Origin of the sequence: Streptomyces sp. NPDC055955 (assembly GCF_042270245.1) — a bacterium.
Lineage (GTDB): Bacteria > Actinomycetota > Actinomycetes > Streptomycetales > Streptomycetaceae > Streptomyces.
In genome coordinates this window covers 103,235-129,187 of record NZ_JBHJYS010000019.1, presented here as the reverse complement: position 1 = coordinate 129,187, position 25,953 = coordinate 103,235, and the positions used below count along the sequence as shown (strand labels likewise).

Annotated in this window: 24 protein-coding genes and 2 pseudogenes; 14 read left to right on the top strand and 12 right to left on the bottom strand. The window is 68.5% G+C overall.

Features of this window, described 5'->3' with window-relative positions; translation table 11 throughout:
* Positions 1 to 7: 7 nt before the first annotated feature.
* Positions 8 to 688, bottom strand: coding sequence for an HAD family hydrolase (locus tag ACFC96_RS32115; protein WP_376615443.1), 681 nt, complete (start codon positions 686 to 688; stop codon positions 8 to 10).
* A gap of 112 nt (positions 689 to 800) precedes the next feature.
* On the opposite strand from ACFC96_RS32115, the gene ACFC96_RS32110 reads away from it, so the two are divergent.
* A complete protein-coding gene (locus ACFC96_RS32110) occupies positions 801 to 938 on the top strand; it encodes a hypothetical protein (protein WP_376615441.1) in 138 nt (45 codons plus the stop codon).
* 242 nt (positions 939 to 1,180) lie between these two features.
* On the opposite strand, the gene ACFC96_RS32105 is transcribed toward ACFC96_RS32110, so the two are convergent.
* Positions 1,181 to 1,840, bottom strand: a complete 660-nt coding sequence (locus ACFC96_RS32105) for an NADPH-dependent FMN reductase (RefSeq protein ID WP_376615439.1) — start codon at positions 1,838 to 1,840, stop codon at positions 1,181 to 1,183.
* Positions 1,841 to 2,685: 845 nt separating this feature from the next.
* Positions 2,686 to 3,498, bottom strand: a complete 813-nt coding sequence (locus tag ACFC96_RS32100; protein ID WP_376615438.1) for a universal stress protein — start codon at positions 3,496 to 3,498, stop codon at positions 2,686 to 2,688.
* 625 nt (positions 3,499 to 4,123) lie between these two features.
* Between ACFC96_RS32100 and ACFC96_RS32095 the strand changes: the two genes are divergently transcribed.
* Positions 4,124 to 4,369 (top strand): hypothetical protein, encoded by a 246-nt coding sequence (locus ACFC96_RS32095; protein WP_376615436.1) that lies wholly within the window; start codon positions 4,124 to 4,126, stop codon positions 4,367 to 4,369.
* A 31-nt stretch (positions 4,370 to 4,400) separates the two neighbouring features.
* On the opposite strand, the gene ACFC96_RS32090 is transcribed toward ACFC96_RS32095, so the two are convergent.
* Positions 4,401 to 5,429, bottom strand: coding sequence for a LacI family DNA-binding transcriptional regulator (locus ACFC96_RS32090; protein WP_376615434.1), 1,029 nt, complete (start codon positions 5,427 to 5,429; stop codon positions 4,401 to 4,403).
* Between the two features lie 192 nt (positions 5,430 to 5,621).
* Here ACFC96_RS32090 and ACFC96_RS32085 point away from each other — a divergent pair, with 192 nt between their 5' ends.
* From ACFC96_RS32085 to ACFC96_RS32055, 7 genes are read left to right on the top strand one after another with little or no spacing between them, the layout of a single operon-like run.
* Positions 5,622 to 6,695, top strand: a complete 1,074-nt coding sequence (locus ACFC96_RS32085; protein ID WP_376615433.1) for a C45 family autoproteolytic acyltransferase/hydolase — start codon at positions 5,622 to 5,624, stop codon at positions 6,693 to 6,695.
* 8 nt (positions 6,696 to 6,703) lie between these two features.
* On the top strand, positions 6,704 to 8,350 hold the full coding sequence (locus ACFC96_RS32080) for an amidohydrolase (protein WP_376615432.1): 1,647 nt from the start codon (positions 6,704 to 6,706) through the stop codon (positions 8,348 to 8,350).
* Positions 8,347 to 9,372, top strand: coding sequence for an ABC transporter permease (locus ACFC96_RS32075; RefSeq protein ID WP_376615430.1), 1,026 nt, complete (start codon positions 8,347 to 8,349; stop codon positions 9,370 to 9,372). The genes ACFC96_RS32080 and ACFC96_RS32075 overlap by 4 nt, the downstream gene beginning before the upstream one ends.
* Positions 9,369 to 10,244 (top strand): ABC transporter permease, encoded by an 876-nt coding sequence (locus tag ACFC96_RS32070; RefSeq protein WP_376615428.1) that lies wholly within the window; start codon positions 9,369 to 9,371, stop codon positions 10,242 to 10,244. Before ACFC96_RS32075 ends, ACFC96_RS32070 begins: the two co-directional genes overlap by 4 nt.
* Positions 10,241 to 11,263, top strand: a complete 1,023-nt coding sequence (locus ACFC96_RS32065; protein ID WP_376615426.1) for an ABC transporter ATP-binding protein — start codon at positions 10,241 to 10,243, stop codon at positions 11,261 to 11,263. Before ACFC96_RS32070 ends, ACFC96_RS32065 begins: the two co-directional genes overlap by 4 nt.
* Positions 11,260 to 12,111 (top strand): ABC transporter ATP-binding protein, encoded by an 852-nt coding sequence (locus ACFC96_RS32060; RefSeq protein ID WP_376615425.1) that lies wholly within the window; start codon positions 11,260 to 11,262, stop codon positions 12,109 to 12,111. The genes ACFC96_RS32065 and ACFC96_RS32060 overlap by 4 nt, the downstream gene beginning before the upstream one ends.
* 14 nt (positions 12,112 to 12,125) lie before the next feature.
* A complete protein-coding gene (locus tag ACFC96_RS32055; protein ID WP_376615423.1) occupies positions 12,126 to 13,781 on the top strand; it encodes an ABC transporter substrate-binding protein in 1,656 nt (551 codons plus the stop codon).
* A 350-nt stretch (positions 13,782 to 14,131) separates the two neighbouring features.
* Here ACFC96_RS32055 and ACFC96_RS32050 read toward each other — a convergent pair whose 3' ends face one another.
* Positions 14,132 to 14,335, bottom strand: a complete 204-nt coding sequence (locus tag ACFC96_RS32050) for a cold-shock protein (RefSeq protein ID WP_340458024.1) — start codon at positions 14,333 to 14,335, stop codon at positions 14,132 to 14,134.
* A 53-nt stretch (positions 14,336 to 14,388) separates the two neighbouring features.
* On the opposite strand from ACFC96_RS32050, the gene ACFC96_RS32045 reads away from it, so the two are divergent.
* Positions 14,389 to 14,739 carry a GNAT family N-acetyltransferase gene (locus ACFC96_RS32045; RefSeq protein ID WP_376615421.1) on the top strand — a complete coding sequence of 117 codons (351 nt, stop codon included), beginning with the start codon at positions 14,389 to 14,391 and terminating at the stop codon, positions 14,737 to 14,739.
* Positions 14,740 to 14,915: 176 nt separating this feature from the next.
* Here the strand turns inward: ACFC96_RS32045 and ACFC96_RS32040 are convergent, their stop codons facing one another.
* On the bottom strand, positions 14,916 to 16,193 hold the full coding sequence (locus ACFC96_RS32040; RefSeq protein WP_376615419.1) for an FG-GAP repeat domain-containing protein: 1,278 nt from the start codon (positions 16,191 to 16,193) through the stop codon (positions 14,916 to 14,918).
* A gap of 526 nt (positions 16,194 to 16,719) precedes the next feature.
* On the opposite strand from ACFC96_RS32040, the gene ACFC96_RS32035 reads away from it, so the two are divergent.
* From ACFC96_RS32035 to ACFC96_RS32025, 3 genes and pseudogenes are all read left to right on the top strand, one after another.
* On the top strand, positions 16,720 to 17,010 hold the full coding sequence (locus ACFC96_RS32035; RefSeq protein ID WP_340458022.1) for a hypothetical protein: 291 nt from the start codon (positions 16,720 to 16,722) through the stop codon (positions 17,008 to 17,010).
* Positions 17,011 to 17,678: 668 nt separating this feature from the next.
* Positions 17,679 to 18,445, top strand: a pseudogene (locus ACFC96_RS32030) (methyltransferase); the annotation flags it as partial.
* 199 nt (positions 18,446 to 18,644) lie between these two features.
* Positions 18,645 to 19,157 (top strand): DinB family protein, encoded by a 513-nt coding sequence (locus ACFC96_RS32025; RefSeq protein ID WP_376267111.1) that lies wholly within the window; start codon positions 18,645 to 18,647, stop codon positions 19,155 to 19,157.
* 13 nt (positions 19,158 to 19,170) lie between these two features.
* Here the strand turns inward: ACFC96_RS32025 and ACFC96_RS32020 are convergent.
* A pseudogene (locus ACFC96_RS32020) lies at positions 19,171 to 19,317 on the bottom strand (IS630 family transposase); the annotation flags it as partial.
* A 10-nt stretch (positions 19,318 to 19,327) separates the two neighbouring features.
* The gene (locus ACFC96_RS32015; protein ID WP_376267109.1) at positions 19,328 to 20,089 is read right to left on the bottom strand and encodes a zinc-binding dehydrogenase; all 762 of its coding nucleotides are present in this window, start codon (positions 20,087 to 20,089) and stop codon (positions 19,328 to 19,330) included.
* A 1,256-nt stretch (positions 20,090 to 21,345) separates the two neighbouring features.
* On the opposite strand from ACFC96_RS32015, the gene ACFC96_RS32010 reads away from it, so the two are divergent.
* Positions 21,346 to 22,428, top strand: coding sequence for a protein kinase family protein (locus ACFC96_RS32010; protein ID WP_376615417.1), 1,083 nt, complete (start codon positions 21,346 to 21,348; stop codon positions 22,426 to 22,428).
* A gap of 805 nt (positions 22,429 to 23,233) precedes the next feature.
* Here the strand turns inward: ACFC96_RS32010 and ACFC96_RS32005 are convergent.
* From ACFC96_RS32005 to ACFC96_RS31990, 4 genes are all read right to left on the bottom strand, one after another.
* On the bottom strand, positions 23,234 to 23,458 hold the full coding sequence (locus tag ACFC96_RS32005; protein ID WP_376227469.1) for a hypothetical protein: 225 nt from the start codon (positions 23,456 to 23,458) through the stop codon (positions 23,234 to 23,236).
* 227 nt (positions 23,459 to 23,685) lie between these two features.
* A complete protein-coding gene (locus ACFC96_RS32000; RefSeq protein WP_340458514.1) occupies positions 23,686 to 23,979 on the bottom strand; it encodes a DUF1330 domain-containing protein in 294 nt (97 codons plus the stop codon).
* A 34-nt stretch (positions 23,980 to 24,013) separates the two neighbouring features.
* Positions 24,014 to 25,447, bottom strand: a complete 1,434-nt coding sequence (locus ACFC96_RS31995; RefSeq protein WP_376615415.1) for an MFS transporter — start codon at positions 25,445 to 25,447, stop codon at positions 24,014 to 24,016.
* Complete coding sequence (locus ACFC96_RS31990) at positions 25,444 to 25,806, bottom strand: MarR family winged helix-turn-helix transcriptional regulator (RefSeq protein WP_376267164.1); 363 nt, start codon at positions 25,804 to 25,806, stop codon at positions 25,444 to 25,446. The genes ACFC96_RS31995 and ACFC96_RS31990 overlap by 4 nt, the downstream gene beginning before the upstream one ends.
* Positions 25,807 to 25,953 lie beyond the last annotated feature (147 nt).

Genomic DNA, 25,953 nt, shown 5'->3' with positions numbered 1-25,953 from the left:
GACCGCGTCAGAAGAGGTCCAGTAGTTCCTCCAGGGACGCGATGGAGGGAACATCCGAAGTTGTCGAGCTGCGGCAGACCGCGCGTCCTGCGTATCCGAGTGTGATCGCGGCGGCGACCAGGCTCGGATCGTCGTCGACGAACAGGCATTGTGCGGGGGCGAGATTCAGCGCGGTGCTGGCGTGGTGGTACATGCGCGGGTCCGGCTTGTCGCAGCCTAGTTCGGCAGAGATCGCGTACGCCTCGAAGAACTGGCCGATCCCAAGTCCGGCGTGGAGGTCGGGCAGATCGGGCCAGGCGTCCGAGACCACCGCCATCCGCACGCCCCGCCGGCTCAGCTCTTCCAGAGTTCCCATGACCTCCGGGTACGTCTCCAGGACCGTGGCGGGCGGGACCTCACGACGCAGGTCGGCGAGGAGCCGCACGGTTGGTTCCACACCGAGGTCACGAAGCATCACCCGGTGGTAGTCGTCATAGTCGGGTGTCGACGACGAGGCGGCGAAGAATTGGTCGCCCGTGATGATGGCCGCCGCGAACTGATCCGGCGTGATCGAGGGGGCGTGGGAGAGGACGGTCTGCTCGAAGTCGGCTCGTGGGTTCCATCGGCCGCCGATCGGCTGCATCAGCACGCCGCCTGAGTCGAAGAGAACAGCACGGAGATCGTCAGGGGAGGAGCGGTGTGTCGTCACCCCTCCAGTCTGGTGGTCGGCCGCCCCGCTGGCCGCTGAATCGACGCCCACTGGCATATGCCGCAGGTTGTGTTGCCTGCACGCACTTGAGACGTCGGAGCGTCGGTCTCGGTTGGGTGACGTCGTTGCGGTTGCCACCGGTCAGGATGACCGCGAGCGGGGTGCCGCCCGCCACTTCAACGCCCAGGAGGCCGGTGTCAGTGACCACGAGTTGCAGGAGATCGCCGCCGAAGCGCTCAAGGAGGAGTAATTCCAGGATGGCGGCCGGCGCGCCGGGTCTCTGGAGGAGGTGTGCTTGATGGCCGTCGAGCGCCTGGAGTTCGACTGGTAATCGTCCCTGAGGCGGCCGCGATCCCCGGAGCACATTGTTGAGCCGAAGCACGTCAGTTGTCACATGGGCAGGCTTGTTGTCACTCCGATTGGGCGTTCGACTCTTGCTGGGGGCTATGTCCAGCAGGGCAAGCTACCGAACGGCAGGTCAGCAAACGCGGGTCAGTCCTCGCTCCGGTGGGTGACCAGGGCGTCGGTGCGATCGCCGGGGAACTCGTACCAGCGACGCTGCAGGCACACGAACTCCACGTCGGCGCGTACGAGCCGCATGAAGCCGCAGATGGTGTCGGCGAGTCGCTCCTGGGAGCCGGGGTGGGCGAGGTGGCCGTCGTCGGTGAAGGCCTCGTACGCGCGGGGCAGGCTGAACATGTCGGGGTAGACCCGTGTCCCCAGGTGTTCCAGCGGGACCCGAAGCGCCCACAGGCCGCGGTTGCCGCCGATCATCGACGGGGAGGACGAGACCAGCAGCGCGTGCTTGGTCTTGAACGGCTGTGGCCGAACCCGGGAGACCCAGTCGATGGCGTTCTTCAGAAGTCCTGGAACGGAGGCGTTGTACTCGGGCGACGCGATCACGAACGCATCGCAGCGCTTGATCCTTTCGCACAGGGCCAGGGCACCGGCGGGCAGCCCTTCGGAATCCTCCACATCCCCGTCGTACAGCGGCATGTCGAAATCCCGCATTCTGGCCAGGTCAACCTCGGCACCGGTCTCGACGATCAGGTTCGACGCCAGCGAGGCCAGCTGCGCGTTGGTGGATCCGGTGCGCAGCGCAGCGCCGAATACCAGGACCCGAACGGGAGCCGGCTGAGCGTCCATGGTCATCCTGTGGTCTCTTTCGCCCGGTGGTTGTCCCTGGCGGCCAGTTTTCCTCAGCCGGGTCCCGCCGCACCGGACGACACTCTGCGGCTCCTGAGCGGTGCCCCAGGTGGCTGCGCCAGGCACGCTGCGTCCGGCGCTCGCGGGATGGTCCGAAGGGGCCTGCGGTGGCGTAGGGAAGCAGGGGGTTGCCGCCGCGCCCGCGCGGATGGTCCGAACTACGAGGGGCAGCCCACGTGTTCCTCGAGTCGGCCCTCGCGGCCGCGGGGATGGGCACGCGCTGATCCTCGCCGCCCCCGCGCCCGCAGGGATGTTCGAGGATCAGGGCCTGGAGGTTGCTGGGGAGGGCGTGGCCCTGTCCGGCCTTGTCTGAGGCAGGACAGGGGCCCTCCCGCGGAGCTGGCTGGTCCGCATGTGGGAGTCCCCGCACGAAGGTGAAAGCAGGGGTGGGTGGGACGTGTTTACGGTTGAGTAGCGCAGATCCATTCTGGGTCTTCTGGGGTGTTCCACGGACCTTGGGCGCCGGTGGAAGACCCGAAGGTGCTTCTCGACTTGGCCGTGGGCAACGGGGATCGTCACGGCGCGCAGTCAACGGTCGGGCAGCAGCGGCACAGGACGCACCAGCACTAGCGAGAAGCCCCTGGCGGTCACTTCTGCAGAGTGGGCCGCTGGGCTCCAATCGTGTCCTGAGGCACCGCCCGTCAGCACTCCTCGGCGTGCCGGCAACACCCGGTCTGTTCGGAGCCGGCTGCTGAGTTTCCCTCGCGGCTGTCCGGTCCATCGGGTCGAGCCAACTCTGAGCCTGACAGTGCTGCCTCACGGATGAGGACCGGCGTGCGCTTTTGGCCTGCTCATGCCGTCCTGCGAACGGTGACGACGGGGCAGTGCGCGCGGGTCATCACGGCCTGGCTCACCGACCCCAGGAGCAGTCCGGCAATGCCGCTGCGCCCACGAGCGCCGACAATCAGCAGCTGAGCGGTCTTGCTCGCCTCGAGCAGGACCTCACGCGCTTTGCCGCCCACCAGCTCACGTCTGACGGTGATGTCCGGATAGGCCTCCGTGCGGCCGGCAATCGCCTGAGCCAGCAATTGCTCTGCAGACTCGGGGGTTGTCCCGGGCGATGCCTCGCCCGGCTGCCATGCATGAACGGCCAGGAGTTCAGCCTGGCGCTGCGCGGCTTCGGCGAAGGCGACGTCGACGGCCTCGTCGCTGTCTGGCGAGCCGTCGACCCCGAGTACCACAGGCCCTGCGGCAGCGGGTGTCTGGTGCTTTTCGCGGACCGTCATCACGGGGCAATGGCTGCGGGCCGCCAAGGACACCGGAGTGGATCCCAGCAGCAGGCCCGTGATGCGCCCCATGCCTCTGGAGCCGACGACGATCAGGTCCGCACCCTGTGACTCGGCTTCCAGCACGTGCACCACATCACCCGTCACCACGCTCCTGGTCACCACGACCTCAGGCGCCATGACAAGGGCATGGGCCGCCGCTTCGTGGACCAGCGCGCTGGAAGCCGGGTCCGGCACCATGAGCCTCGGCTTGACCGGAACCTCAGCATGTACCACACGCAACGCCGCACCGCGCCGTGCTGCTGCTGTGGCGGCTGCTTCCACGGCGTTGAGACTCATTGACGAGCCATCCACCCCGACAACGACCAGTCTGCCCATAGCCGGCTGCTCCACTTCAAACTGTGGATTCTCAGCGTCACCCCATCGGCAGGTCGCTGCAATTCTGCGCGCCCCCATGTGCCGCACGATGGTTCTCACCCGGGCCCGGCGACATCCCACCATCGAGGGCCACGGCTCACCATCGGGCGACTTCGATCGCCTCCGGTCGCGCAGTCAACAATCGGGGGTGGCGGCCTGACATTCACACGCCGGCAAGCATTGCCTGCTGCGGTACGGGCTCGGTGAGACTGTCGCCATTGCGTCGCGCGGTCCGCACTGCCCTTCGGCACGTCACGGCGAGTCGTCCGGCCAGCACAACGAGGGCGCCGCAGCTGGGCTGCGGGCCAACGGCCGGCGTGAAGTCGTCCACGAGAAGGCCGAAGACGAGAACCGCCACACCACCGCCGTGAGCGACGAGCACAAGGCCTACCAAGAACGGATCCTGCGGGCCGCGTACGAAAGCGGCTTCTACGGCAACAGCGAGGAACGCACCCGCGTGGGCCGCAGCTGAATACCGACCGACACCCCCGTAGAAGGCGCCGACGGACGCCGCATCGGCTGGGAAGCCCAGTCCGCCTCCGCCGCCACCAACGGACCACGCGGCGTCCGCGCCCGCGCCTCCAATGTGCCCAAGAACGGCATCACCCCCGCCTGGCACACCGACCGCACCGACTACGCCCAGCGCCACGACACGCGCTGGACCCGCAGCAACAACCTCTCTACCTACGTCATCGCCCAGACCGGCGACCTGCGCGTCATCTCAGACTTCCGTGCCCTGGACTTCGGGCACTGCGACATCCGCGCTCTCATGGCCGTGTACGAGGCAGAAGCCCGCGCCCTGATCGTCAAAGCCACCGACGCACTGGCGTGACGACTCTCGCCTGCCCTCGGCTGGGTGTGCATCAGGAATGGGTGTCGGTGCGTCGCGAGGATGCGCGGACCCGGAACCGGGCGGTTGTCAGGACCGGTCCCGCGCTCGGCTCGCCCGCGATGCGCGCCTGGAGAAGATCCAGCAGCGCCAACGTCGTTTCCGCGGCGTGCAGTTCGACCGCAGAGATGGCGGGTCGGCTGTGCCGGGTGTGCTCGGAGTCGGAAGCCGCGGCAAGCATCGTCCTGTCGGGCACAGCGACGCCGCGAGCCGTGAGGCCCGCGAGCACTCCGACCGCCTGACGGCCGGTGTGGCACAGGATCGCATCGGGGATTCCGTCGTCCACGATCGTGTGTGCGATGTTCTCACCGCCGTGCTCGCCGGCGCGCTCGGCCGACATGTAGACGCGCGGCGTGATGCCGACGCTCTCGCACCATGTGCGATACGTCGCCTCGCTGTCGATGTTCCAGGCATTGGGGTCGGTTCCGCGCAACAGTACGATCGATCGGGCACTGGATGCGGCGAAGTGCTCGTAGATGCGCCGGAAGTTGGCGCTGTCGTTCTCGGTGGCCCAGTCGGTGAAATCCGGGCGGCTGGGGTCGCGTCCCAGCGTCACGTACGGGATCCCGCGCCGTTCGAGGAGACCGATCACCGGATCGTCCACGTGCGGCATCGTCACGATGTAGCCATCGAGCGACAGCGCCAGTGGTGGTGTCGGCCGCCTGGTCGGGTCGGGCACGAGCATCAGGCTGAGTCCACGATCCATCGCCTGCGCCGAGGCGGCACCGATGTAGCGCGTGAACACATCGACGCCCCGAGGCGCGTACTCACCCAGCGCGTCCAGCGATCGCATGACGAGCCCGATGGCCCCGACCGACGAGCGTCGCAGGCCGCGCGCGAGTGCATCGGCTTCGTACTCCATCTCCTCGGCGACGGCCCGGACGCGCAGTCGCGTGGCCGCGCTCAGCGTTCCGGTGTCATTGAGAGCCATCGACACCGCCGCGACCGAGACACCCGCGCGCTGGGCGACATCGCGAATGGTCACGCCCTTCGAACGAGCCACGGCAACCTCCTCAGTTCGGACCTTCAGCTGTTGCGTTCGCGCCGCCGGATCGGGGTTTCCGACGCGGGCCGGGCGACGGGGAGAGCAGAGGGCGACATGGGCGACGCATTGTATTAAACGTTTTATGGATCTAGCTTATCGCCCACCTCTCACCGTGACGTGCTTCACAAGCAAAGGTCGGACAGCAACACGATGAAGCTGCACACACTGCGCACGAACACTTCTGACTCCCACGACCGGGGACGCGAGATCGGCACGCGATTCGCGGATCAGGTGCGTGACGTCAGCGCCCGGTACCTCGCGCATTTCGAGGTTCTGGGCATCTCGGAGACGACCGTCCGCGACATCGCCGCCCGCAGTCACGACGCCTTGCGCGACTGGTACCCGGGTCTGGCCGAGGAGTCCGACGGAATCGCCGAGGCGGCAGGGATCGAGCCGTGGCAGGTGGCCGCGGTCGGCGCGCGGACCGAGGTGCTCGCCACAGCGCCCCTGGGGAAGGGTGAGTGCACGACCGCCGTGTACGCGCCGCCCGCGGGCGGGCCGCCCGAGACGATCCAGACGTGGGACTGGCACGACGCGCTCACTCCCGACGGCCTCCTGCTGTCGCTCGTGACCGGAACAGGGCGCCGGGTGAAGCTCTTCACCGAGTTCGGCACGGCCGCGAAGATCGGGGTGAACGATGCCGGCCTCGGCCTGCACTTCAACATCCTCAGGCACCGCTCCGACGACGCCACCGGCGGCGTACCTGTCCATGCGGTGGCCCGCCGCGTCCTCGAGGAGGCGACGACGGTGGCGGAGGCCCGCGACATCGCAGCCTCCGCGACCTTGAGCGCATCCACCGTGCTGACCGTCGCGAGCCACCGTGACGGCCACGCCGAAGCGGCGTCCATCGAGATGTCACCCGCCGGAATCGCCGTGGTGCGGCCCGGCACCGACGGATGGGTCATCCACACGAACCACTTTCTCGATCCCGCTCTCGCCGACGGCGACACCAGTACCCCCGAATCGGCGTCGGTCGAGCGGTACGAGCACGCGCGCGGTGTGCGTGGCGGCATGACCGGCCGCTCAGCGACGGAGCGCGCGGCCGCCTTCTGCGGCACCGACGGCGACGGCGCCGTGGTGTGCGTCCACGCCGACACGTCCCAGCCGCGCCACGAACAGTGGAGCACGTTGCTCACGGCATCTCTCGACCTTCCCGGCTTCGCCCTCGAGCACCGGGCCGGCAACCCCGACACCGCGGCCCGCGCGGGTCTCGACCAGTTCTGAGGAACCCGATGGACAACCACGTGACCATGACCGCTCATCTCTACCGCAACGCCCGCATCTTCACCTCCGACCGACGCACCTGGGCCGAATCGCTCGTGGTGGTGGGCGACCGGCTCGCCTACGTCGGCGACGAAGCCACCGCGATACGCGTGGCCGGACCGGATGCGCTGATCCACGACCTCGACGGCTCGACCGTCCTCCCCGGATTCGTCGACGGCCACGCGCACGTCGTCGGCACCGGCGAAGCGGCGGCCCGGGTCGATCTCTGGGGCGCCAATTCGGTGGAGGAGATCCAGCGGCGCATCCGGACGTGGGCGCGGGAGAACCCCGACGCACCGCGCGTCCTCGCCACCGGGTGGAAGCACGGTGACATCCCGGGCGGCGTACCTGATCGAGGCATGCTCGACGCCGTCGTCGCCGAGCGGCCCGTCTACGCGCAGGCCTACGACTTCCACTCGATCTGGCTGAACTCGGCGGCCCTCGCCGAAGCCGGCATCGATGACGCCACCGCGTCGCCGCCCGGGGGCACGGTCCACCGGGACGAGACGGGCGCGGCCACCGGCCTGGTCGACGAGACCGCGATGCACCACCTCGTGTGGCCGGTGCTCGACGGTTTCACCACGGACGCCGACCGTGACGAGGCCCTGGCGGTCGCCCTCGCGGCGTACGCCGAGTCCGGGGTCGTCGGTTCGACCGAGATGGCGCTGAACGAGGACGACTACGCGGCGATGTGCCGTGCCGACGCGGCGGGCGTCCTGACCACCCGCATCGGCGCGTTCTGGCGCGTCCAGCCCACCGGCGACGAGGCCCGGAATCTGGCCCAGGTCGAGCGCGTGGTCGAACGGGCCACCCACCGATCGACCCCGTTCCTGCGTGTGACCGGCATCAAGGTCATGGTCGACGGAACCGTCGACGGGTGCACCGCATCCCTCGGCAAGCCCTACGCGAACGGCACGACCGCCGACCCGATCTGGAGCCTTGCCGAGCTCGCACCGGTGGTGGCCGCCGCGGACGCGGCCGGCCTGCAGGTCGCCATGCACGCCATCGGTGACGAGGCGATCCGCGTCGCGATCGGCGCCGTCGAGCACGCCGTCGCCGTCAACGGCCCCAAGGAGCGCCGCCACCGCATAGAACACCTCGAAGTCGTCGACGCCGCGGACATCGACCGGCTCGCGGCACTCGGCATCACGGCGAGCATGCAACCCGTGCACGCCGATCCGGCCATCCAGGAGAACTGGCGACGCGTACTCGGCGACGAACGGGTCGAACGCGGCTTCCCCTGGCCGGAGATGACCGATGCCGGGGCCACCCTCGTACTCGGCACCGACTCCCCGACCTCGCCGCACGCGCCGCTGCCCAACATGTTCATCGCGGCGACACGGCGCTCGGCGATGGACCCGTCGCTGCCCGCCAACCTCGCGCGTTACGCGCTGCCGCTCGCGAACGCGATCGTGCATGCCACACGTGACGCCGCCTGGGCGAGCCGCTCCGAGCACCTGCACGGCCGCCTCGCCGAGGGGCTGTACGCCGACTTCATCGTGCTCGACCGGGACATCTTCGCCCGGCCGCTCGAGGAACTGCTCGACACGCGAGTGCTGCGGACGGTCGTCGGTGGCCGCACGGTCCATCACACGCAGCCGGAGGTGAACCGATGACTGACGCGACCATGACCTCGCCCGTGCCCGCAGGGCAGGCCGAGGCGAAGGCGAAGCAGCGGCCCGGCGGGGCGATCCTGCGGTTCGTGTCCCTTCGCATCGCGGGCCTTGCGGTGACCTTGTTCATCGCGAGCCTGGTCGTCTTCGGAGCGCTCTACGCCGCACCGGGAAACCCACTCACGTATCTCACGCACGGTCGCACCATGACCCCCGAAGCGATCGCCGCGATCAAGGCCGAGTACCACCTCGACGACTCCATCTGGCAGCAGTACCTGAGATGGCTGGGCGGCGTGCTGCACGGCGACTTCGGAACCTCGATCATCTACAACCAGCCGGTGTCGTCGCTGGTCGGAAGCCGCGCCTCGGTGACCACGCTGCTCGTCGTCATGGCCGCCGCGATCGTCCTGGTCGTCGGTCTGGCCATCGGCACGCTCGCCGGCCTCAGGCCCGGCTGGCTGTCCCGGTCGGCCATGGCCGGCGCGACCGGAGTCATGGCGGTGCCGACGTTCGTCGGAGCGGTCGTGCTGATCGTCGTGTTCGCGGTCGACCTGAGGTGGTTCCCGGTGTTCGGCGCCGGCCGCGCGGGCCTCGACGAGGTCTACCACCTGGTCCTGCCGGCGGTCGCCCTCGCGCTCGCCTCCGTCGCGTTCGTCGCGCGACTCGCCCAGACCGCGGTCCGGCAGGAGCTGTCGGCCGATCACGTGCAGACGGCGATCAGCCGCGGACTGCCCCGCGGGGCCGTCGTGCGCAGACATGTGATGCGCAATGCCGCGATGCCGGTGCTCACCGTCGCCGGTCTCACGATCGCGGGCCTGATCGCGGGCAGCGTCGTCGTGGAACAGGTCTTCCAGCTCGGCGGGCTCGGCCAGTTCCTCGTCAGTTCGGTCCAGCAGAAGGACTTCCCCGTCGTACAGGCGATCTGTCTGCTGTACGTCGCCGCCTTCATCGTGCTGAACACCCTCATCGACATCGCCTACACACTGCTCGACCCGCGCGTGTCGATCGGGAAGAAGGACTCATGAGCGCAACAGCAGCGGTACGCCGTATCGGAGCCCGAAAGGCCGGCCGGCGCACGACGCGTCGTACGAGCGGCATCGGCATGTCCGGCTGGGTGGCCCTCGCGCTCCTCGGACTCGTCGTCTGCTGCGCCCTCCTCGCGCCGCTCCTCTCACCGCACGACCCCAACACGGTCGATCTCTCCGGCGCTTACCAGAGTTCGAGCGGCACGCACCTGCTGGGAACCGACGCGAGCGGGCGGGACCTTCTCGCGCGCCTCGTCCACGGCTCCCGCACCGCCCTGATCGGACCGTTCCTCGTCGTGGCGATCTCGACGCTCCTCGGGACGATCCTCGCGCTCGCGGCCGTATGGTTCGGCGGCTGGTTCGACCAGATGGTGGTGCGCGTCGTCGACGCGGTGTTCGCCTTCCCCGGCCTGCTGCTCGCGATCCTGGCGACCGCCCTGTTCGGCTCCGGCCTGCCGGCTGCCGTCGCGGCGCTGTCCATCGCCTACATCCCCTACATCGCACGGATCGTGCGCAGCGCGGCGCTGCGCGAGCGCAACCTGCCCTACGTCGCGGCGCTGCGGGTCCAGGGAGTGCACGGGCTGCGGATCGCTCTGCGGCACATCCTGCCCAACGTGGGCGGGCTGATCGTCGCCAACGCGACACTCGCCTTCGGCTTCGCCCTCATGGACCTCGCCGGCCTCTCCTTCATCGGCCTCGGGGTACAGCCGCCGACCTCGGACTGGGGCGCGATGGTCGGCACCGGTATGGCCGGTGTGCTGCAGCAGCACCCGCAGGAGGCCCTGTACGCCAGCGCGCTCATCGTCCTCACCGTCGGCGCCGTCAACATGCTCGGCGACCGGCTCACGGAGCGCTGGGAGGCACGCTCGTGAACACACTTCTCGAAGTTGAGGATCTGACCGTCCAGCTGCCGGTCGCGGGCGAGTTGCGCACCGTGTTGCGCGACGTCTCGTTCTCGCTCGACCGCGGCAGCACACTCGGCCTGGTCGGCGAGTCCGGCTCGGGCAAGTCGATGACGGTGCGCACCATCGCGCGCCTGCTCCCCGACGGCGCCGACGTCCGGGGCGGTGTCCGCTTCGACGGCGCCGAGGTGTTCGACCTGCGTGCCGACGCCCTGCGGTCCTACCGGGCGAAGGACGTCGCGATGATCTTCCAGGACGCGCGGGCCTACACGAACCCCGTACGGACGATCGGCGACTTCCTCACCGAGGCGATGCGCATCAACGACCGGATACCGAAGTCAGCCGCCCGCAAGCGCGCACAGGAGCTGCTCGCCGAGGTCGGAATCACGGACCCGGAGCGCCGGCTGCGGCAGTTCCCGCACGAACTCTCCGGCGGTCTGCTGCAACGGGTGATGATCGCCGCCGCGGTCGCCGCACGGCCCCGGCTCATCCTCGCGGACGAGCCGACGACCGCGCTCGACGTCACCACACAGGCGGAGGTGATGGCGATCCTGAGGCGCATGCAACGCGAGTACGGCATGGCGATGCTCTTCATCACGCACGACCTGGAGCTCGCGGGCGCCGTGTGCGACGAGACGATCGTGCTGTACGCCGGCCAGGTCATGGAGCGTCAGGCCTCGGTGAAGCTGCACGAGGACCCGCTCCACCCGTACACCGCCGCACTGGTGCAGGCGCGGCCCGAGATCGACCGACGCGTCGATCGGCTGCCCGCGATCAGCGGTCACCCGACCACGGCCTACGAGGCACCGGACGGCTGCGCGTTCGCACCGCGCTGTCGCTTCGTGGAGGAGGAGTGCCGGGCAGGGGTGCCGCCCCTGCTGCAGATCGGTCCGTCGCAGACCCGGTGCGTCCAGATGCCCGGCCTGCGCGGCCGGATGGTGCCGCAGACGCCCCTCGGCACCGCTTCGAACGAGGAGGTCCCGCGATGACCCAACAGGCCGCGACCGATCGGGCCAGGACCGATCGGACCAGGTCCGAACCACTGCTCGTGGTCGAGCACCTGACCAAGACGTTCGGTCACGGGCGAGCCCAGGCGACCGCGGTCGCCGACGTGAGCTTCGCCCTGGCCCCGGGCGGATCCCTCGGCATCGTCGGCGAATCCGGCTCCGGCAAGACGACCACCGCGCGGATGATCATCGGCCTGGAGCGTCCCTCCGGCGGTCGCATCACCTACCGAGGCGAGGACCGCACCCATCCGGCGCGTTCCGCCCGCAGTCGCCGCGAGCGGGGCCGGGACATCCAGATCGTCTTCCAGGACCCGTACACCTCCCTCGACCGCCGCCAGCGCGTCGGCGACTGCCTCGCTGAAGTCGTCGGCGTCCACACCCGGCTCGGCCGCGACGAGACCCGGAAGCGCGTGAGCGAACTCGCCGAGCTCGTCGGACTCGACGACCGGCAGCTCGCGGCACTGCCGAGGTCACTGTCCGGAGGACAGCGCCAACGCGTCGCCATCGCCCGCGCGCTCGCCGCCGATCCGGACATCCTCATCCTCGACGAGGCCGTGTCGGCCCTGGACGTCTCGATCCAGGCCCAGATCCTCAATCTGCTCTCGGACATCCGACGCAAGCGTGGCGTGAGCTACCTGTTCATCAGCCACGATCTCGCCGTCATCCGCCAGGTCACCGACGACACGATCGTCATGCGCCACGGCGCCGTCGTCGAGCAAGGGCCCACCGCCGACGTGCTCGACAACCCTCAGGACCCCTACACCCGCCTGCTGCGCGACAGCGTCCCGCGCAGCGGGTGGGACCCCGAAACCCTCACCGCTCGACACTGACCAGGAGTTGCGCCATGAACCCACCCCACCCGCGCAGACAGACAGCGGCGCTCGCCCTAGCCGCCACCACCCTCGTACTGGCCGGCTGCTCCGGAGGAGCAGGCGGCACCACCGGCACCGAAGCCAACAAGTCCTCCGACGCGCTGACCACCTTCACGCCGAAGGGCTCGGGCTCCGTCGACAAGATCACCTGGAACGTCTTCCAGGGTGAGCCGCAGACCGTCGACCCCTTCCAGTCGGCCGACTACACGCCGAACATGATCAACTCGAACATGTGCGAGACCCTCCTCGCCCAGACGCCCGACTTCAAGATCAAGCCCAACCTGGCGACGTCGTACACGAACCCCGACCCGAAGACCTGGGTCTACAAGCTGCGCAGCGGCGTCACCTTCTGGGACGGCTCGCCCATGACCGTCGACGACGTCGTGTGGAGCATGCGCCACAACATGACGGACAAGTCGAGCTTCTACGGCTACCTGTACACGAACGTCGCCTCGGTCACGAAGACGGACACCGCCGAAGTGACCGTCAAGCTCAAGAAGCCCGACTACCTCTTCAACGACGAACTGGCGAGCTACGCCGGCGTCGTGGTCCAGAAGAAGTTCTACGAGCAGCACGGCAAGAAGGTCGGCACGCCCGGCGTCGGTGTCATGTGCACCGGCCCGTACAAGTTCGCCAAGTGGACCCGAGGCCAGTCGATCACCGCGAGCCGCTACGACGGCTACTGGAACAAGTCGCTGCCGCTGAAGGTGAAGAACATCGACTTCACCTTCCTGACCGACGACTCCGCGATCACCTCCGGCCTGCTCTCGGGCCAGATCGACGGCACGTACGGCCCGCCGATGGCCGGCCTGTCCCAACTGCGGGCCTCCTCGGCGGGCAAGCTCTACTCGGGTCCCGCGCCCCTGGCCGTCACCCTGGTGGTCGCGAACAACAAGGGCGCGATGGGCAACGCCGACGTGCGCAAGGCGCTCCAGATGGCCATCGACTGGAAGGGCATCGGCAAGCAGGTGTACGGCGGTGAGGGGACCCCTGCCTCGCTGCAGACCGTTCCCGCCGTGTACGGCTTCGCAAAGGACGACCTGACCTCGTACGCCGACTCGGTCAAGACCGACGGCACCGCCAAGACAGACGCGGCGAAGAAGCTGCTCGCCGGCGTCCCGGCCGACGTGAAGTCGAAGCAGATCAGCCTCGTGGTCCCGCAGCAGGCGGAGACGCAGCAACTGGGCGTCGGGATCAAGGACGCGGCCGACAAGATCGGCCTGAAGTTCAAGCTCAACGTCGTCCCCGCGACCGGCTACTCGAACTACCTGTACGACCCGGCGACGCGCGGCAGCACCGACCTGCTGTACACACAGTTCTGGCCGAACATCCCGAACCCGCTCGACTGGCTGGGCCTCACCGCGGTGACCGGCGGCACCTTCAACCAGTCCGGCTACAAGGGCGTCGACGGGCTCTACGCCAAGGCGATCGGCACGAAGGACGAGAACGCCCGCTCCAAGCTGGTCGTGCAGATGGAGAAGAAGCTGCACGACGAGATGAATCCGATGTTCCCCGGCATCGAGCTGACGAACGACGTGTGGCTCGGCAGCAAGATCACCGGGGCGCCGGCAGCATTCGACTACGTCTACTACCCGTGGGCGGCCCATCTCAGCGGAACTGGCAAGTGACGAGTATCCCGGGCCTCTGACGTTGAGCGCATGCCATCGAAATTCGGCAGGCTGGTTCAGCGATGCCGACCAGGACCTGGGGCGGCGCCTGGTCGGCGAGATCCACCCAGCCGTCGAACTTCGACCAGCCAGGCAAGAGCGAACTGTCCAGGGGAGCAGCCGAGTTCGGACGCAAGTTCGCAGGTCCCTGCGGACCAGACGCTGGTTGAGAATGTGACGGTGTCGTCGGAGCACCCGGCAGACCGCGCCGGATGTCGTCCCGGGCCGGCTCCGCGACCGGAGTCAGCTCCGCGTGTGGGGGTGCCCGTCGTTGCCGGCGGGCACCCCCAGATTTTCAGGACCGTGTGTGGTCAGCCGCGGATGATGTTCTCCGCCTGGGGGCCCTTCTGGCCCTGGGTGATGTCGAAGGTGACCTTTTCGCCTTCGACGAGTTCGCGGTAGCCGTTGCCGCTGATGTTGGAGTAGTGGGCGAAGACGTCGGGGCCTCCGCCGTCCTGCTCGATGAAGCCGAAGCCCTTTTCGCTGTTGAACCACTTCACGGTGCCGCTGGCCATACGTGTGTCCTTCACATCACCCGAGCTCGTCCACGCGGAACAGCTCGGCCTCTATGCGCTCTTGGGGAAGAGCGCTACAACGCTGCTCATCCTGCCCCACACCGAGGCTTTCGCGCATGCGGGGTGGGGCGATGATCGGCCAGATCCTGATGCGGAGAGCAACGGGGCACCGTCGCACGGCTGCTGCGGAGAAGGCCGACCTGGGCTACTTGTTCCTGCCGCGGGCGTGGGGGTTCGGGTACGCCACCCAGGCGTGCGCGGCGGCATTGGCCGGCTCGCCGAAGCGCTGCCCGGCGAACCGGTGGCGCTCACCACTCAGAGCGCCAACGTCGGCTCGACGCGTCTCGCGCCGACTGGGGTTCACCGAAGTGTTGGCGGCAGGCTGGCAGGCGGGTGCAAGCTAGAGCGCCAACCTGATCTGTCGATTCGCGGTCGGGCGCTCGCTCCGCTGCGGGGCTACACGTCGGAGCCTCGACGTACACGCCCCCGAGGGCGAGTCTTCCCTAACCCCTCGAAGCATGCGAGGAGTTCAGGGACCCGGCAGCTCCCCTGTCGTTGTGCGGCGTAGGGAGTCCGGCATCTACGACGCGAAGCCGCGCGTGGAGAAGGACATCAGGTCGCGTCGCGTCTCGACGTCTGTCACCCACCAGTAGGTGATCCCGCTGGTCGTCGAGTCCGGGGAACACCCGAGGACCAGCTCTTGTCGGCCGTCCCCGTCGAAATCCGCCGCGGCGACGGGCATCGCGGCCCGCGCGTACTTCGACACCTTCCGGCCCTCCACCCGGGCAGGGATCCGGTGCGCGAGAGGGACGCGGCGCTCCCCGTCCACGTATGCGAGGGCCGCCCCGGAACCCGCCACATATCCGTCGCGGCCGTCGCCGTCCGGGTCGATCGCGAGGCGCGGGGGGTCGCCCAGGGCCTTCCCCTCGTGCCGGACGGGTGCGGCGCCCGAGCCCGGGTAGAGGAACCATCCGTCGAAGGCGTGCGACGCCTCGTCCTCGTATCCGGGTTCGACCTCGTTGTTGCGGCTGCCGCTGTCACTGACCGCCAGGTCCTGGGTGCCGTCGCCGTCGAAGTCACCGAACTCGACGGCGTTGCCGACGTGGGTCTCGCGGCCACGCGCCCAGCCGTTCAGGTAGAGCGTTCCTGCGGTCTGCTCGCCGTCGTCGTCGTGGTGCAGATAAAGCGGCGTCGCGCGGTGCGCGCCGGAGGCGTCGATGGGGGCCGCGAGCAGGTCGATGTCGCTGGAGTCGGGGAGCGTACGGGTGCGGGAGGCGGCCCCTGCGCGGCTGAACGGCCCGAACAGGATCCGCACATGGCCCGGACTCGTGTCGGGTCCCGCGGCGCTTCCACCGCCGATCGCCAGGTCGTGGTGGCCGTCCCCGTCGAAGTCGCCCCGAGCCAGCGGATCGCCGGCCGTCACCACGGCGCCCGGCGGCAGCACGAGCGGCGTCGCGGGCCGCCCGGTCGGGCCGTGCGCCGATCCCCACGCCACATAGGTGACAGAGCGGCCGGTGGCGGCGCGCTCCGTCGTCACGAAGTCGGGGAAGCCGTCCCCGTCCAGATCCGCGGTGCGTACATCGTCGACACCGAGGGAGTCGCCCTGTTCGTCGTCCGGGCCGCTGCGTTCGGGCAGCCCCAAGTCGCTGCGCCCGTACGCGGCCCGGGTCGTCGAGTCGAGCCCGCGCGCCGAGCCGAAGAGCACGCCGATCCGCTGCTCCACGCGTCCGTTCGCGGGGGCCGGTCCCGGTACCGAGAGCAACAGGTCGCGGTATCCGTCCCCGTTGATGTCGTCGGGGTTCTTGGAGCCCTTACCGGTGGCGGGTGGGCGGGCGTCTGCCGGCAGAGGCTTCGGCACCGCGCCGTCCCTGGCTGCGGGTGAACTCCCGTTTTCCGAAGGCGCTTTACGCTCCTGCGGGGGACGGTCGGCTTCCCCGCAACCGGTCACCAGAACCGACGAGGCGAGGAGGACCAGCGCGAGCATGGCACGGCATCTCATGCGCGACACCTTCACCCGCCGCCCTGGATCTTGGCCAGGTCCCTCCGCCGACCGTTACCCAGTCGTGCCAGGTCACGGACGCACGAAGGAGGTCGTCCCGAGCGGCATCCGGCCTCGGCGCGACGTCCCGGCGCGTGCGGGCCGACGGCTGGCACGATTTTCTGTTTACCGGAGTCGCCGACTTATTGATTGGCATTTCATCGCTCAAACTCCAGGAATATTCGCTGTGTTGAAGGTCTGTGATGGACATGTGAAGGCGTGCCTCCATTAGTGTCAATCAGAGAAGGTCTTGATTCGCGTGCGACCTGCGTAAACATCGAAAACGCGCCGTGCGGCAGTCTTTCGCTTGGGATCTTGCGGCTGCCCTTTGGTCGATACTCGGAATGTGTCCAGCAGGGCACACAACTTCCTGGAAGGTTTCATTTTCATGCGCAAGGTCCTGCGCGGCGCGGTTGTCGCTGCTGCTATCGCTCCGGCTTTCATGCTGGCCGTCGGCACCGCCAGTGCCGACTCCTACGGGCAGGCCGGCAGCTCGGTCGGCTCGGACGGAGCGTCGGTCACCTACACCGTCACCGGTGTCGACGCGTCCGGTGAAGCCATGTACACGACTGTGAAGAAGATGGTTGGCCCCGACGGAGTAACGACCTCGGGCACCGCGACCAACACCCTCGACTAGGGGGCAACCACCACCAAGGGTGGCCTCGCGGGCCTGGCCGGGCCCTTGAACGTGCTCGGCCGACCTGCCGCGAGACAGCAACGAGGGCGGGGCCGTTTGTGCTGGAGCGGCCCCGCCCTCACGCAGGGAGACTTACGGGGAGGGGTGGGCTGGTGCCTTCATGTGCGCGCCATTGTCCGGGGGGCGGGCGCCAGCGCGCATGCGCCAGGGAGCGCATCGTCAGCGAGCCCGTTAATTCACCATCTATATCAGGCCGCATATCGCCATGATATGCGAGCCTCAAAATTGCCCACTGTCGAAGAAACGTTTTGTCAAACATCGATGCTGACAGTCAGCGAGAGCATTCCGGCCAATCAAGGAGATCGGATGCACATTGACCCCAGAGAGATCAGCTGACAGTCCGGTCGGCGCGCTGTCTCGCGCCTGGTGCGCTGCTGTGGCGGCCGAATACATGTACCTCTTCCGGCGCGTCGTGGTGCAGAACTGTGCTGTAGGACGTGTGGGGTTCGCTGGCTGTGTGAGCCATCCCTCTCCTGTCGTCGTGGCGCTGACGGCCTGAGGAGATTGACCATGTAGTCCTGACCTCTTCGCCCTGCCCGCCGCACGTCGGTGGCCGACCGGATCCGAGAGGCGGGACTGCCGCGCTCGGTGCTTCCGCCCGTGGTTTCCTGCTGGACAACGCGTGCGCCGAGGCGGGCGAGCGATTCGTTTGGCTGGCCGAGCTGTTCGACGGTGTGACGCGCGGGCGCTTCGATCGACTGGGAGTCAGGGCCGGCTCGCGCTGCTGGGAAGTGGGTGCCGGTGGCACAAGTATCCCGCAGGCGCTCGCCGCGGCCGTCGGTCCGGCTGGGCACGTGCTGGCCACGGACATTGACCCGTCGTGGATGAAGGCAGGCGACGGGTACGAGGTGCGTCGGCACGACGTCGCCGCTGATCCGCCCCCGGAGCCGCGGACGTTCGATCTGGTGCATGCCCGGCTCGTTTTGCTCCATGTACCCGACCGGGCGCGGGCGTTGGCCACGATGGCAGCAGCGCTGCAGCCCGGCGGCTGGCTGCTGGTCGAGAACGCCGATACCGCTCTGCAGCCACTGGCATGCCTGGACGACAGCGGCCCGGCGCAGCGGCGGGCCAACCAGCTGCGCGACGCGGGCCCGGAACTCCTGACGCGCCGCGGCGCGGACCTGCGCTACGGCCGGACACCGCCGCGGGCATTGCGCGAGGCCGGCTTGGTGGATGTCGCCGCGGCGGGCTCTTTCCGGTCGGCGGGACGGCCTGCGATCGGCTGGAGGCGGCGACCATCCGGCACGTGCGCGCCGAGCTGCTCGCGGCCTACCTGTCCGACGACACCGAGAGCGACGCGCACCTGGCCGCCATCCACGCGGGCAAACTCGACCTGACACTCGCACCGCTGATCTCGGCCTGGGGACATCGTCCAGCCGAGAACCCTCCGGCACTCGGTCAGGTGCGGATCCAGACGTCGCCCGACCTGCCACAGGGCTGTTCGTCGAGAGAGCCAGGCAGCTCGCGCGGGTGCGCGCTGCGCGTCACCGGAGCGTAGTGCCGCATCAGGCAACGTTCGCCCCGTTGTGAGGTCCTGCCTGTCGGCGGATTAGGCCGCTGGTGATAATCGACCGATGGCCATCATCGAACGCCCCATGCCGCCCCTGAACGCCGACGAGCGCGCCACGCTCGAAAGCTGGCTCGACTTTCATCGCACCACCCTCGCAATGAAGTGCGAGGGCCTGGACGATGAGAAGGCCGCCGTCGCGTCCGTGCCCCCGTCCGCCTTCACACTGACCGGCCTCGTCCAGCACATGGCGGAGGTGGAGCGGAACTGGTTCCGCCGAGTGTTCGCCGGAGAACAGGCCCCGCCCATCTACGACCCGCAGGCCGACCCCGATGACCCCGACGGCGGTTTCGAGCTGGCCGAGGGCGCCACCCTGCGCGACGCTCTGACCACCTGGCACGCAGAGATCGCTCGAGCCCGCGAGCACTGCGCCGACCGCGCTCTGACCGACACCGGCCGCTTCATGGAGCAGGACGTCAGTCTCCGCTGGATCTATGTCCACATGATCGAGGAGTACGCCCGCCACAACGGCCACGCCGACCTGCTCCGGGAACGCATCGACGGCACCACCGGCGTATAGCGCTTCCGGATCGGGCAGCGTTGGCCCGGTCGACGACGGCGCGTAGGCGCCGGTCGCCGGCGTGGCGGATTCGCCAGATGACGTAGCGGCGGATCATGCTGCCCTGTTCCTTGCGGTCAGCGTGGTCCGTGCCGTCGAGCGTGAAGTAGCGCAGGGCCACACCGGGCCGGTTAGGGCAGGAGAACCAGTTTGCCCTTGGTACGGCGGCCAAGGAGGTCCGCGAGCGCATCGGATGCGCGCCCGAGGTCGTACTCGCCGCCGACCAGCGGCCGGAGCCGTCCGCGTGCAGTGAGGTCGAGCAGTTCCTCGAGTGCCCGGCCGCCCGCCCCGTCACGGGTGATGAGCGGAGTGAGCCAGAACCCGGCCACCGCCGAACTCGCCACCGCCAGGCGGCCCGGCGCGACGGCGGTGGCGGTCTGCCGGGACGAGGCTCCGTAGCTCACCAGTCGGCCGAGAAGCCCGATCGCGTCCAAAGACGCGTCAAGAAGGGGCCCGCCGACAGCGTCCAGGATGACGTCAACCGGCTGTCCGTGATTGGCGTCGAGGACCCGCTCGCGGTATCCATCCACCTCGTCGTCGATGGCTACGTCGGCACCGAGCCCGAGAGTGAGCGCACGCCTCTCCTCTGACGACGCCGTCGCGATGACACGTCCCGCGCCGAACTCGCGCGCGAGCTGCACGGCAAGGCTGCCGGTCCCGCCGGCGCCGGAGTGCACCACGACGCTCTCTCCAGGCCGCACGCGGGCCACCGACCGCAGGAGATGCCACGCCGTCAGTCCCTGCACCAGCAGAGCAAGCGCCTGGCCCGCACTCACCTCCTGGGGCAATAGAGCCAGATCGCGTTCGGCGAGGACGGCCTTCGTCGCGTATCCGCCCTGGCGGAGGTAGCCGACAACCCGCCGGCCGTCACTGGTCCGACCTGCGACCTCCATGCCAGGGATATGCGGCAGAGGCCCCTTCATGGCGTACGGACCCGCAGTGAGCTCACCGGCGATCTCTTTGAGGTCCCCGAAGTTGACACCGGCGGCTTCCACTTCGACCGAGGTTTCCCCTCGTCCCGCCACCGGGTCCGGTACCTCTACCTCCTTCAAGACTTCCGGTCCGCCGAATCGGTCGTGCTGCATCGCTCGCATGATGCCGCCTCCCCTGTGTGTCGTCAGCGGTCAACCTGTGGCCGCGTCCTTGGGCGTCCGAGATCCAAACAGGCGCGTCGGTGCACTGCCGGCAACGTCTTTCCCTCCCTGCGCAGGCTTTTTGTCCCCTGCCTGAGGCGAGTCTGTTCCGTCCCTGCCCGAAGCAGTAAGTTACAAGGAACTTGCGCGGTTCCATCCCGAGCGGGATCGAGGAGATGCACGCCCACGGTTGGACACGCGCCCCGCAGCCCGAAGCGCCACTCAGCCCACTGGCACCGCTCCGTCTCGTACCGTGGGGGAGAGGTTGAGTCCGCTATGACAAATCCGCCAGGCTTGTCAGTGGCTAGGGCAGACTGGCCTGGCCGGAATCAACTCACTCAGGTACGAAGTCGCCCTCTCCTCCAGCTCGGCCGCGTCGGCGTGGAAGTTGCCGGGCCTGCCCAAGGGCCTACTGCTCACCCACTCGTGGATACGGAATCGGCTCGGTGGTCTCGCCGTGCGCGATGTTCTGCATCGAGGGGAAGAATTTCCCTTCCGCGCCCAACTCGCATGTGATCATGCTGTGTTGATGGCGTGCAGTAGGTGCGGGGGGAGTGCGCACACCGGATGGGGGTTGCACCGTCGTTCCTCGCCCCCGTGCCCACTGGCAGGGCACCAGCGCGCACTTCCAGTGGCGACGCCTTGCGTGTTGCTGCTATGAGTCCCAGCTGCCGGTGGGGCGTGAGGGTGACGGGTCATCAGGTGCTGACAGTGATGTGGGCGGGGCGGCAGGGCATGACCGTGGATGCGAAGCCGGTGAAGATGACCCGAGGAGCCGCGTCGCCTCAAAGAGTTTTCTGTCCTGGTGCGGTTGAGGTTGAGGCTGTTTCGTTCAAGGTTCAGGTGTTGTGCCGGTTCGGGGTGGATTCGTGGGTGAGGCGTCCGGTTGTGAGGTCGGTCATTGAGAGGCAGTGCAGACTTGCTCGGGCGAGGGGAGAGCGGCTGACCTTTGAGCGTAAGGTCGGTGCCGTAAGTGGGATTGCCGAAGGCCGGGTTCGGGCACCGAGGAGCCGTCGATGTTGGACCAGGATTTGCTGCGCGCCGCGCGCCTGGCTGGTTACGGGACAGTGAGTACGCAGCTCTCCTTGCTGAGCGACCACCGGCTCCGGGAGGTCTTGGCAGGCGCTACCCCGCTCGGGTCGGGCATCGGCGGCAGGTCGGCAGAGCTGGACATCAACGGAACGCGCGTCTTCGTCAAGCGGATCCCTTTGACGGACACCGAATTGCGCCCGGAGAACGTGAGGTCGACGGCGAACGTCTTCGCACTGCCGATGTTCTACCAGTACGGGGTGGGTTCGGCCGGGTTCGGTGCCTGGCGGGAGCTTGCCGTGCACACCATGACCACGAACTGGGTTCTCGGCGACGAGTATGCGGGATTCCCTCTGATGTACCACTGGCGGGTTCTGCCTGACTCTCCTCCCGAAGGATTCACCGATGAGTTCGGGGGCTTGGAGGGGGCCGTTGCGCACTGGGAGGGATCACCCGCCGTTCGCGACCGGTTGGAGGCCATCGGCCAGTCCTCGTGCAGCCTGGTGGTCTTTCTGGAGCACGTTCCGCACACACTCGCTGAATGGCTGGCCGAGCACCGCAAAACCGCCCTGACGGAAGTCGGGGACGGCTCGCCCTTCCGCTGGGTGGAGGAAGCTCTGATGAGCGGAGCTGCCTTCATGAGTTCTCGCGGACTCGTCCACTTCGATGCTCACTTCGACAACATCCTGACTGATGGCCGCCGGCTCTACTTCGCTGACTTCGGACTTGCCCTGAGCTCCCGATTCGACCTTTCGGCGGACGAATCCAACTTCCTCTCGGGCCACCTCGCGTACGACCACTGCTACACCGCGAGCCACCTGCTCCAGTACCACGTGCTCGACGGAGTGCGAGGTGACGCGGAACGCGAAGTCTTCCTGCACGACTGGATCGCAGGCCGGCGACCTGGCGACATCCCGCCCGAGATCACGGCCATCATCGACCGGCACGCACGTCCTACCGTCGTCATGGACTCCTTTTTCCGTCGTCTGTGTACGGAAAGCAAGCGGACGCCGTTCCCTGCGGCGGATATCGAGCGGCAATTGGGCTCTGGCGTCACAACTCCGAGCTGATCCGTGCCCTCGCCTCGGCTTGTCCGGCATGGTGTCAGGGGCGGCCGGGGGCGGTGTCTCCGGTTCTGGGACTGGTCAGGGTGACTTGGCTGTGGGCCTGAAGGGCGACTCGCAGGGCTGAGCCGGGCGGGCACTGCCCGTCGACCCGTTGTTCCTCGCGTGGAGGGCCCAAGAGGAGCTTGGCGTCCCTTTCCGGCTCGTGGGACTCGCCGACGACATGAACCGGCACATGTCCGACTACGTCGTCCGGCGTCTCGTGGAAGCACTCGACAAGCGCGGCATGCCAGTCTGGGGATCTCGGATTCTGCTGCTCGGCCTGACGTACAAGTACAACGCCACCGACCTTCGCAATCGTGCGGCGCGAGGCGAGTGGAAGCCACCTTGTGGAGCTCAGCGCAGGTGCGCCCGAGAATTTCGTGTGCAACACATGTGGTACCACTGCCGTTCGGCGTGATCTGGCCTGGTCCCCTCAGACCAGATGTCCTCTTCGGGGTCGATATGAGGAAAGACCGTCTCGTGCTCACCCGAGGCGACAATTCCATCGACGACCTTGGCCATCGAAAGCACACCTGGGTCGCGGACGATAAGACCGTCCCAACACCACCAGTAATTGCCCTCCGGACCACCCGCCTGCCGTCGGCGGTCCATAACGCGGTGCAACTCGTCGAGCGTTGCAACGGTTCCGGACCAGCGCTCGCCATCATCGCGGATGACTCACATGTCCACGTTGCAGACCTCAGCCAGGTTCTCTCCTGATCCTGTACGAAGCAGATCTCGTAGTGGAGTCTGGGAGAGCGAGGGCCAACTACACCTCGCCCGTGGCGAACAACTCAAGATGCCCGCACTTGGGGCAGCGGAAGGCCTCTATCTGCCGCCGGCGTCGGCCCATCCGCTTGGCGCCCCCGAGAATCCCCCGCTCCAACGCGCCCTCGATCCAGCGTGCGTACCCGCGTGAATTCTGGCCGGCGTCCTCGACGAAACCCTCCACCAGACCAACGGTGCTGCACTGGGTACATGTGTAGTTGTTCATCCCGTGAGTGTAGGAGGTGGTGCGACCGGGCCAGGCCCGTAGCCGGGCGGCTCCGTACGCCTCGTCGAGGCCGGGCAGGGAGATGGCCAAGGGCAAGTACGCGCCCCGGTCCGCAACTTCGCTCCCGACGCAAGCCGTGAGGGAACTAGCTGGTGACGCCCTTCACGGGAGCGGGCCGGTACACCCCAGAATCCTGCTGCTTCAGTGAAGATCCGACTGGACCTCGGTCAGTCGATGCCTTCGACGATGCGGAAGTCGCGCTCGACGCCGTCGGAGAGGGCGACCAGCGCCTCCTGGTAGGCCGCACTCTCGTGCGCCGCGACGGCCTGCTCGAAGCTGTCGAACTCGATCAGGACGGTGCGCTCGGCGATTCCGGCGTCGTGTGCCACGACCCGACCGCCACGGACGAGGACCCGACCGCCCCCGGCCGCGACGGCCGGAGCGGCCAGCTTGTTGTACGCGGCCAGCTTCTCAGGGTCTGAAATGGTGCGGTAGACGCTGACCCAGTAACCCTTGGGCATGGAACCTCCAGTGTTGGGACGAGTGCATCTGAACTTACGGGTTGGTCTCGGAGGAGCGTCGGCGGGCGAGAGCGAGGCTCGCCAGCGTCGTGATCGCCATGGCCCCGATGCCGACCAGCGCCGCGGTGGTGTAGGCGCTGTCGTCAGGGAAGAGGTGGCCGGGGCCGGTGCCCGCGGCGAGGATCAGGCCGCCGATGGCGCTGCCCAGGGAGTACCCGACGCTGCGGACGACGTAGTTGAAGCTCATGGCGCTCGACGTCTCGCTCTTGGGGGTGACGGCCAGGATGACGCCGGGCATCGCGGCCGAGAAGCCGCCGACGCCGAAGCCGAGCACGCCCATCGCCGCGAACAGTTCGACCAGATCCGACCGGGCCGATGCGAACAGGGCGAACCCGCCGCCGACCACGACGGCGCTGCCGGCCAGGATCAGGGGGTCGGCGATCCGCCTTCGGACCCGCGGCGTGAGCTTGCCGGCGACGAACCCCAGCACCGAGAACGGGATGAGGACCAGCCCGGCGACGAAGGTCGTCAGCCCGAAGCCGTAGCCGGCGCCGTGCGGCGTCTGCGCGTACCGGGTGATGAGCGTGAGCAGGAGGTACATGCCGATCCCGCCGACGAACATGGCGAGGTTCGCCCCGGCGACCGCCGGGTGCCGCACCGCCCGCACATCGACCAGGGGCGTCGTGCTGCGCAGCTCGATGACGGCCCAGACGCAGAGCAGCACCACCGCGACGACGGCGAGGCCCGCCGCCACGGCGAGGTGCCGGCTCCATAGATCCCGCTCGCCGGCGAGGAACAGCACCAGGAGCAGCGCGGCGGCCAGGACGACCGCGCCTGGCACGTCCACGTGGGCGGAGCGGCCTTCGGGGGCTTCGGGCATGGAGCGCCACGCGGTCAGCAGGGCGGCGGCGGTGACGACCAGGCCGAGGCCGTAGGCGGCCCGTACCCCGCCGAGCTCGGCGAGCAGTGCGGCCAGCGGGTAGCCGACGCCGGCCCCGATGATCGAGACCACCGAGATCAGGGCGATCACGGCCGCGCTGCGCTCCTCGGGGAGGTGGTCCCGGGCCACGCCCATCATCAGCGCCGTCAGCCCGAGCCCGACGCCCTGGGCCGCCCTGCCGGCCAGCAGCCACGCGAACGGCAGCGGCAGCACGGTGAGCGCGCTGCCGGCGACGACGACCGCCAGCGTGGCGAGGATCGTGGCCCGCCGGTGCCGGCCGGCACCGAGCCGGCCCAGGACCGGCGTGGCGACGGCGCCGCTGAGCAGCGCGACGGTCAGCGTCCACTGCGCACTGCCGAGCGAGACGTGGAACGAGGTCGCCACGCTGGTGATGAGCGGCGTCCCGAGGCTGGCGACCGCCGCCACGACCAGAGCGATGAACATCAAGGCGGGGACCAGCAGCCGCGCCTTGGAACGCGCCGCCGGGAACGCCTTCACCGCGACCCTGCCGACCGGCCGCCCGGTCACTGCTTCGCCCCTTCACGGTCCTGGCTTTCGAGCTCTGCCAGATGCTTCAGTGCCGGAAGGGCCGCCACCAGCGCCTCGACCTCGTCGCCGGTGAGTTCGCCGATCAACCGCTCGAACGCGTGGACGCCCGCCTGGCGCCGCGTCCGGGCATAGGAGGCGCCGGCCTCGGTCAGGCACACGAGCGTGACCCGCTTGTCGGACGCGTCACCCCGCCGCTCGACCAGGCCGGACTCCTCCATCACCCGGACCAGGGCGGTCATCGCGGGCTGGGTGACGCCCTCGACCGCGGCCAGATCGGTGATGCGCCGCGGGCCGGTCCGATCCAGGGTGGCCAGGGTGGCGGCGGACGTCAGGCTCATGTCCCGGGGCAGGCGTCTCGTGGCCCTGGTGGCCAGGCCGTAGAGGGCTGCCCCGATGGCGGCGGACGCGCCAGGAGCGGTGTCTTGACGACTCATGCTCGAAGCATAGCACTTTTATATTCACACTTTATGGAAAGGGTAACTGGC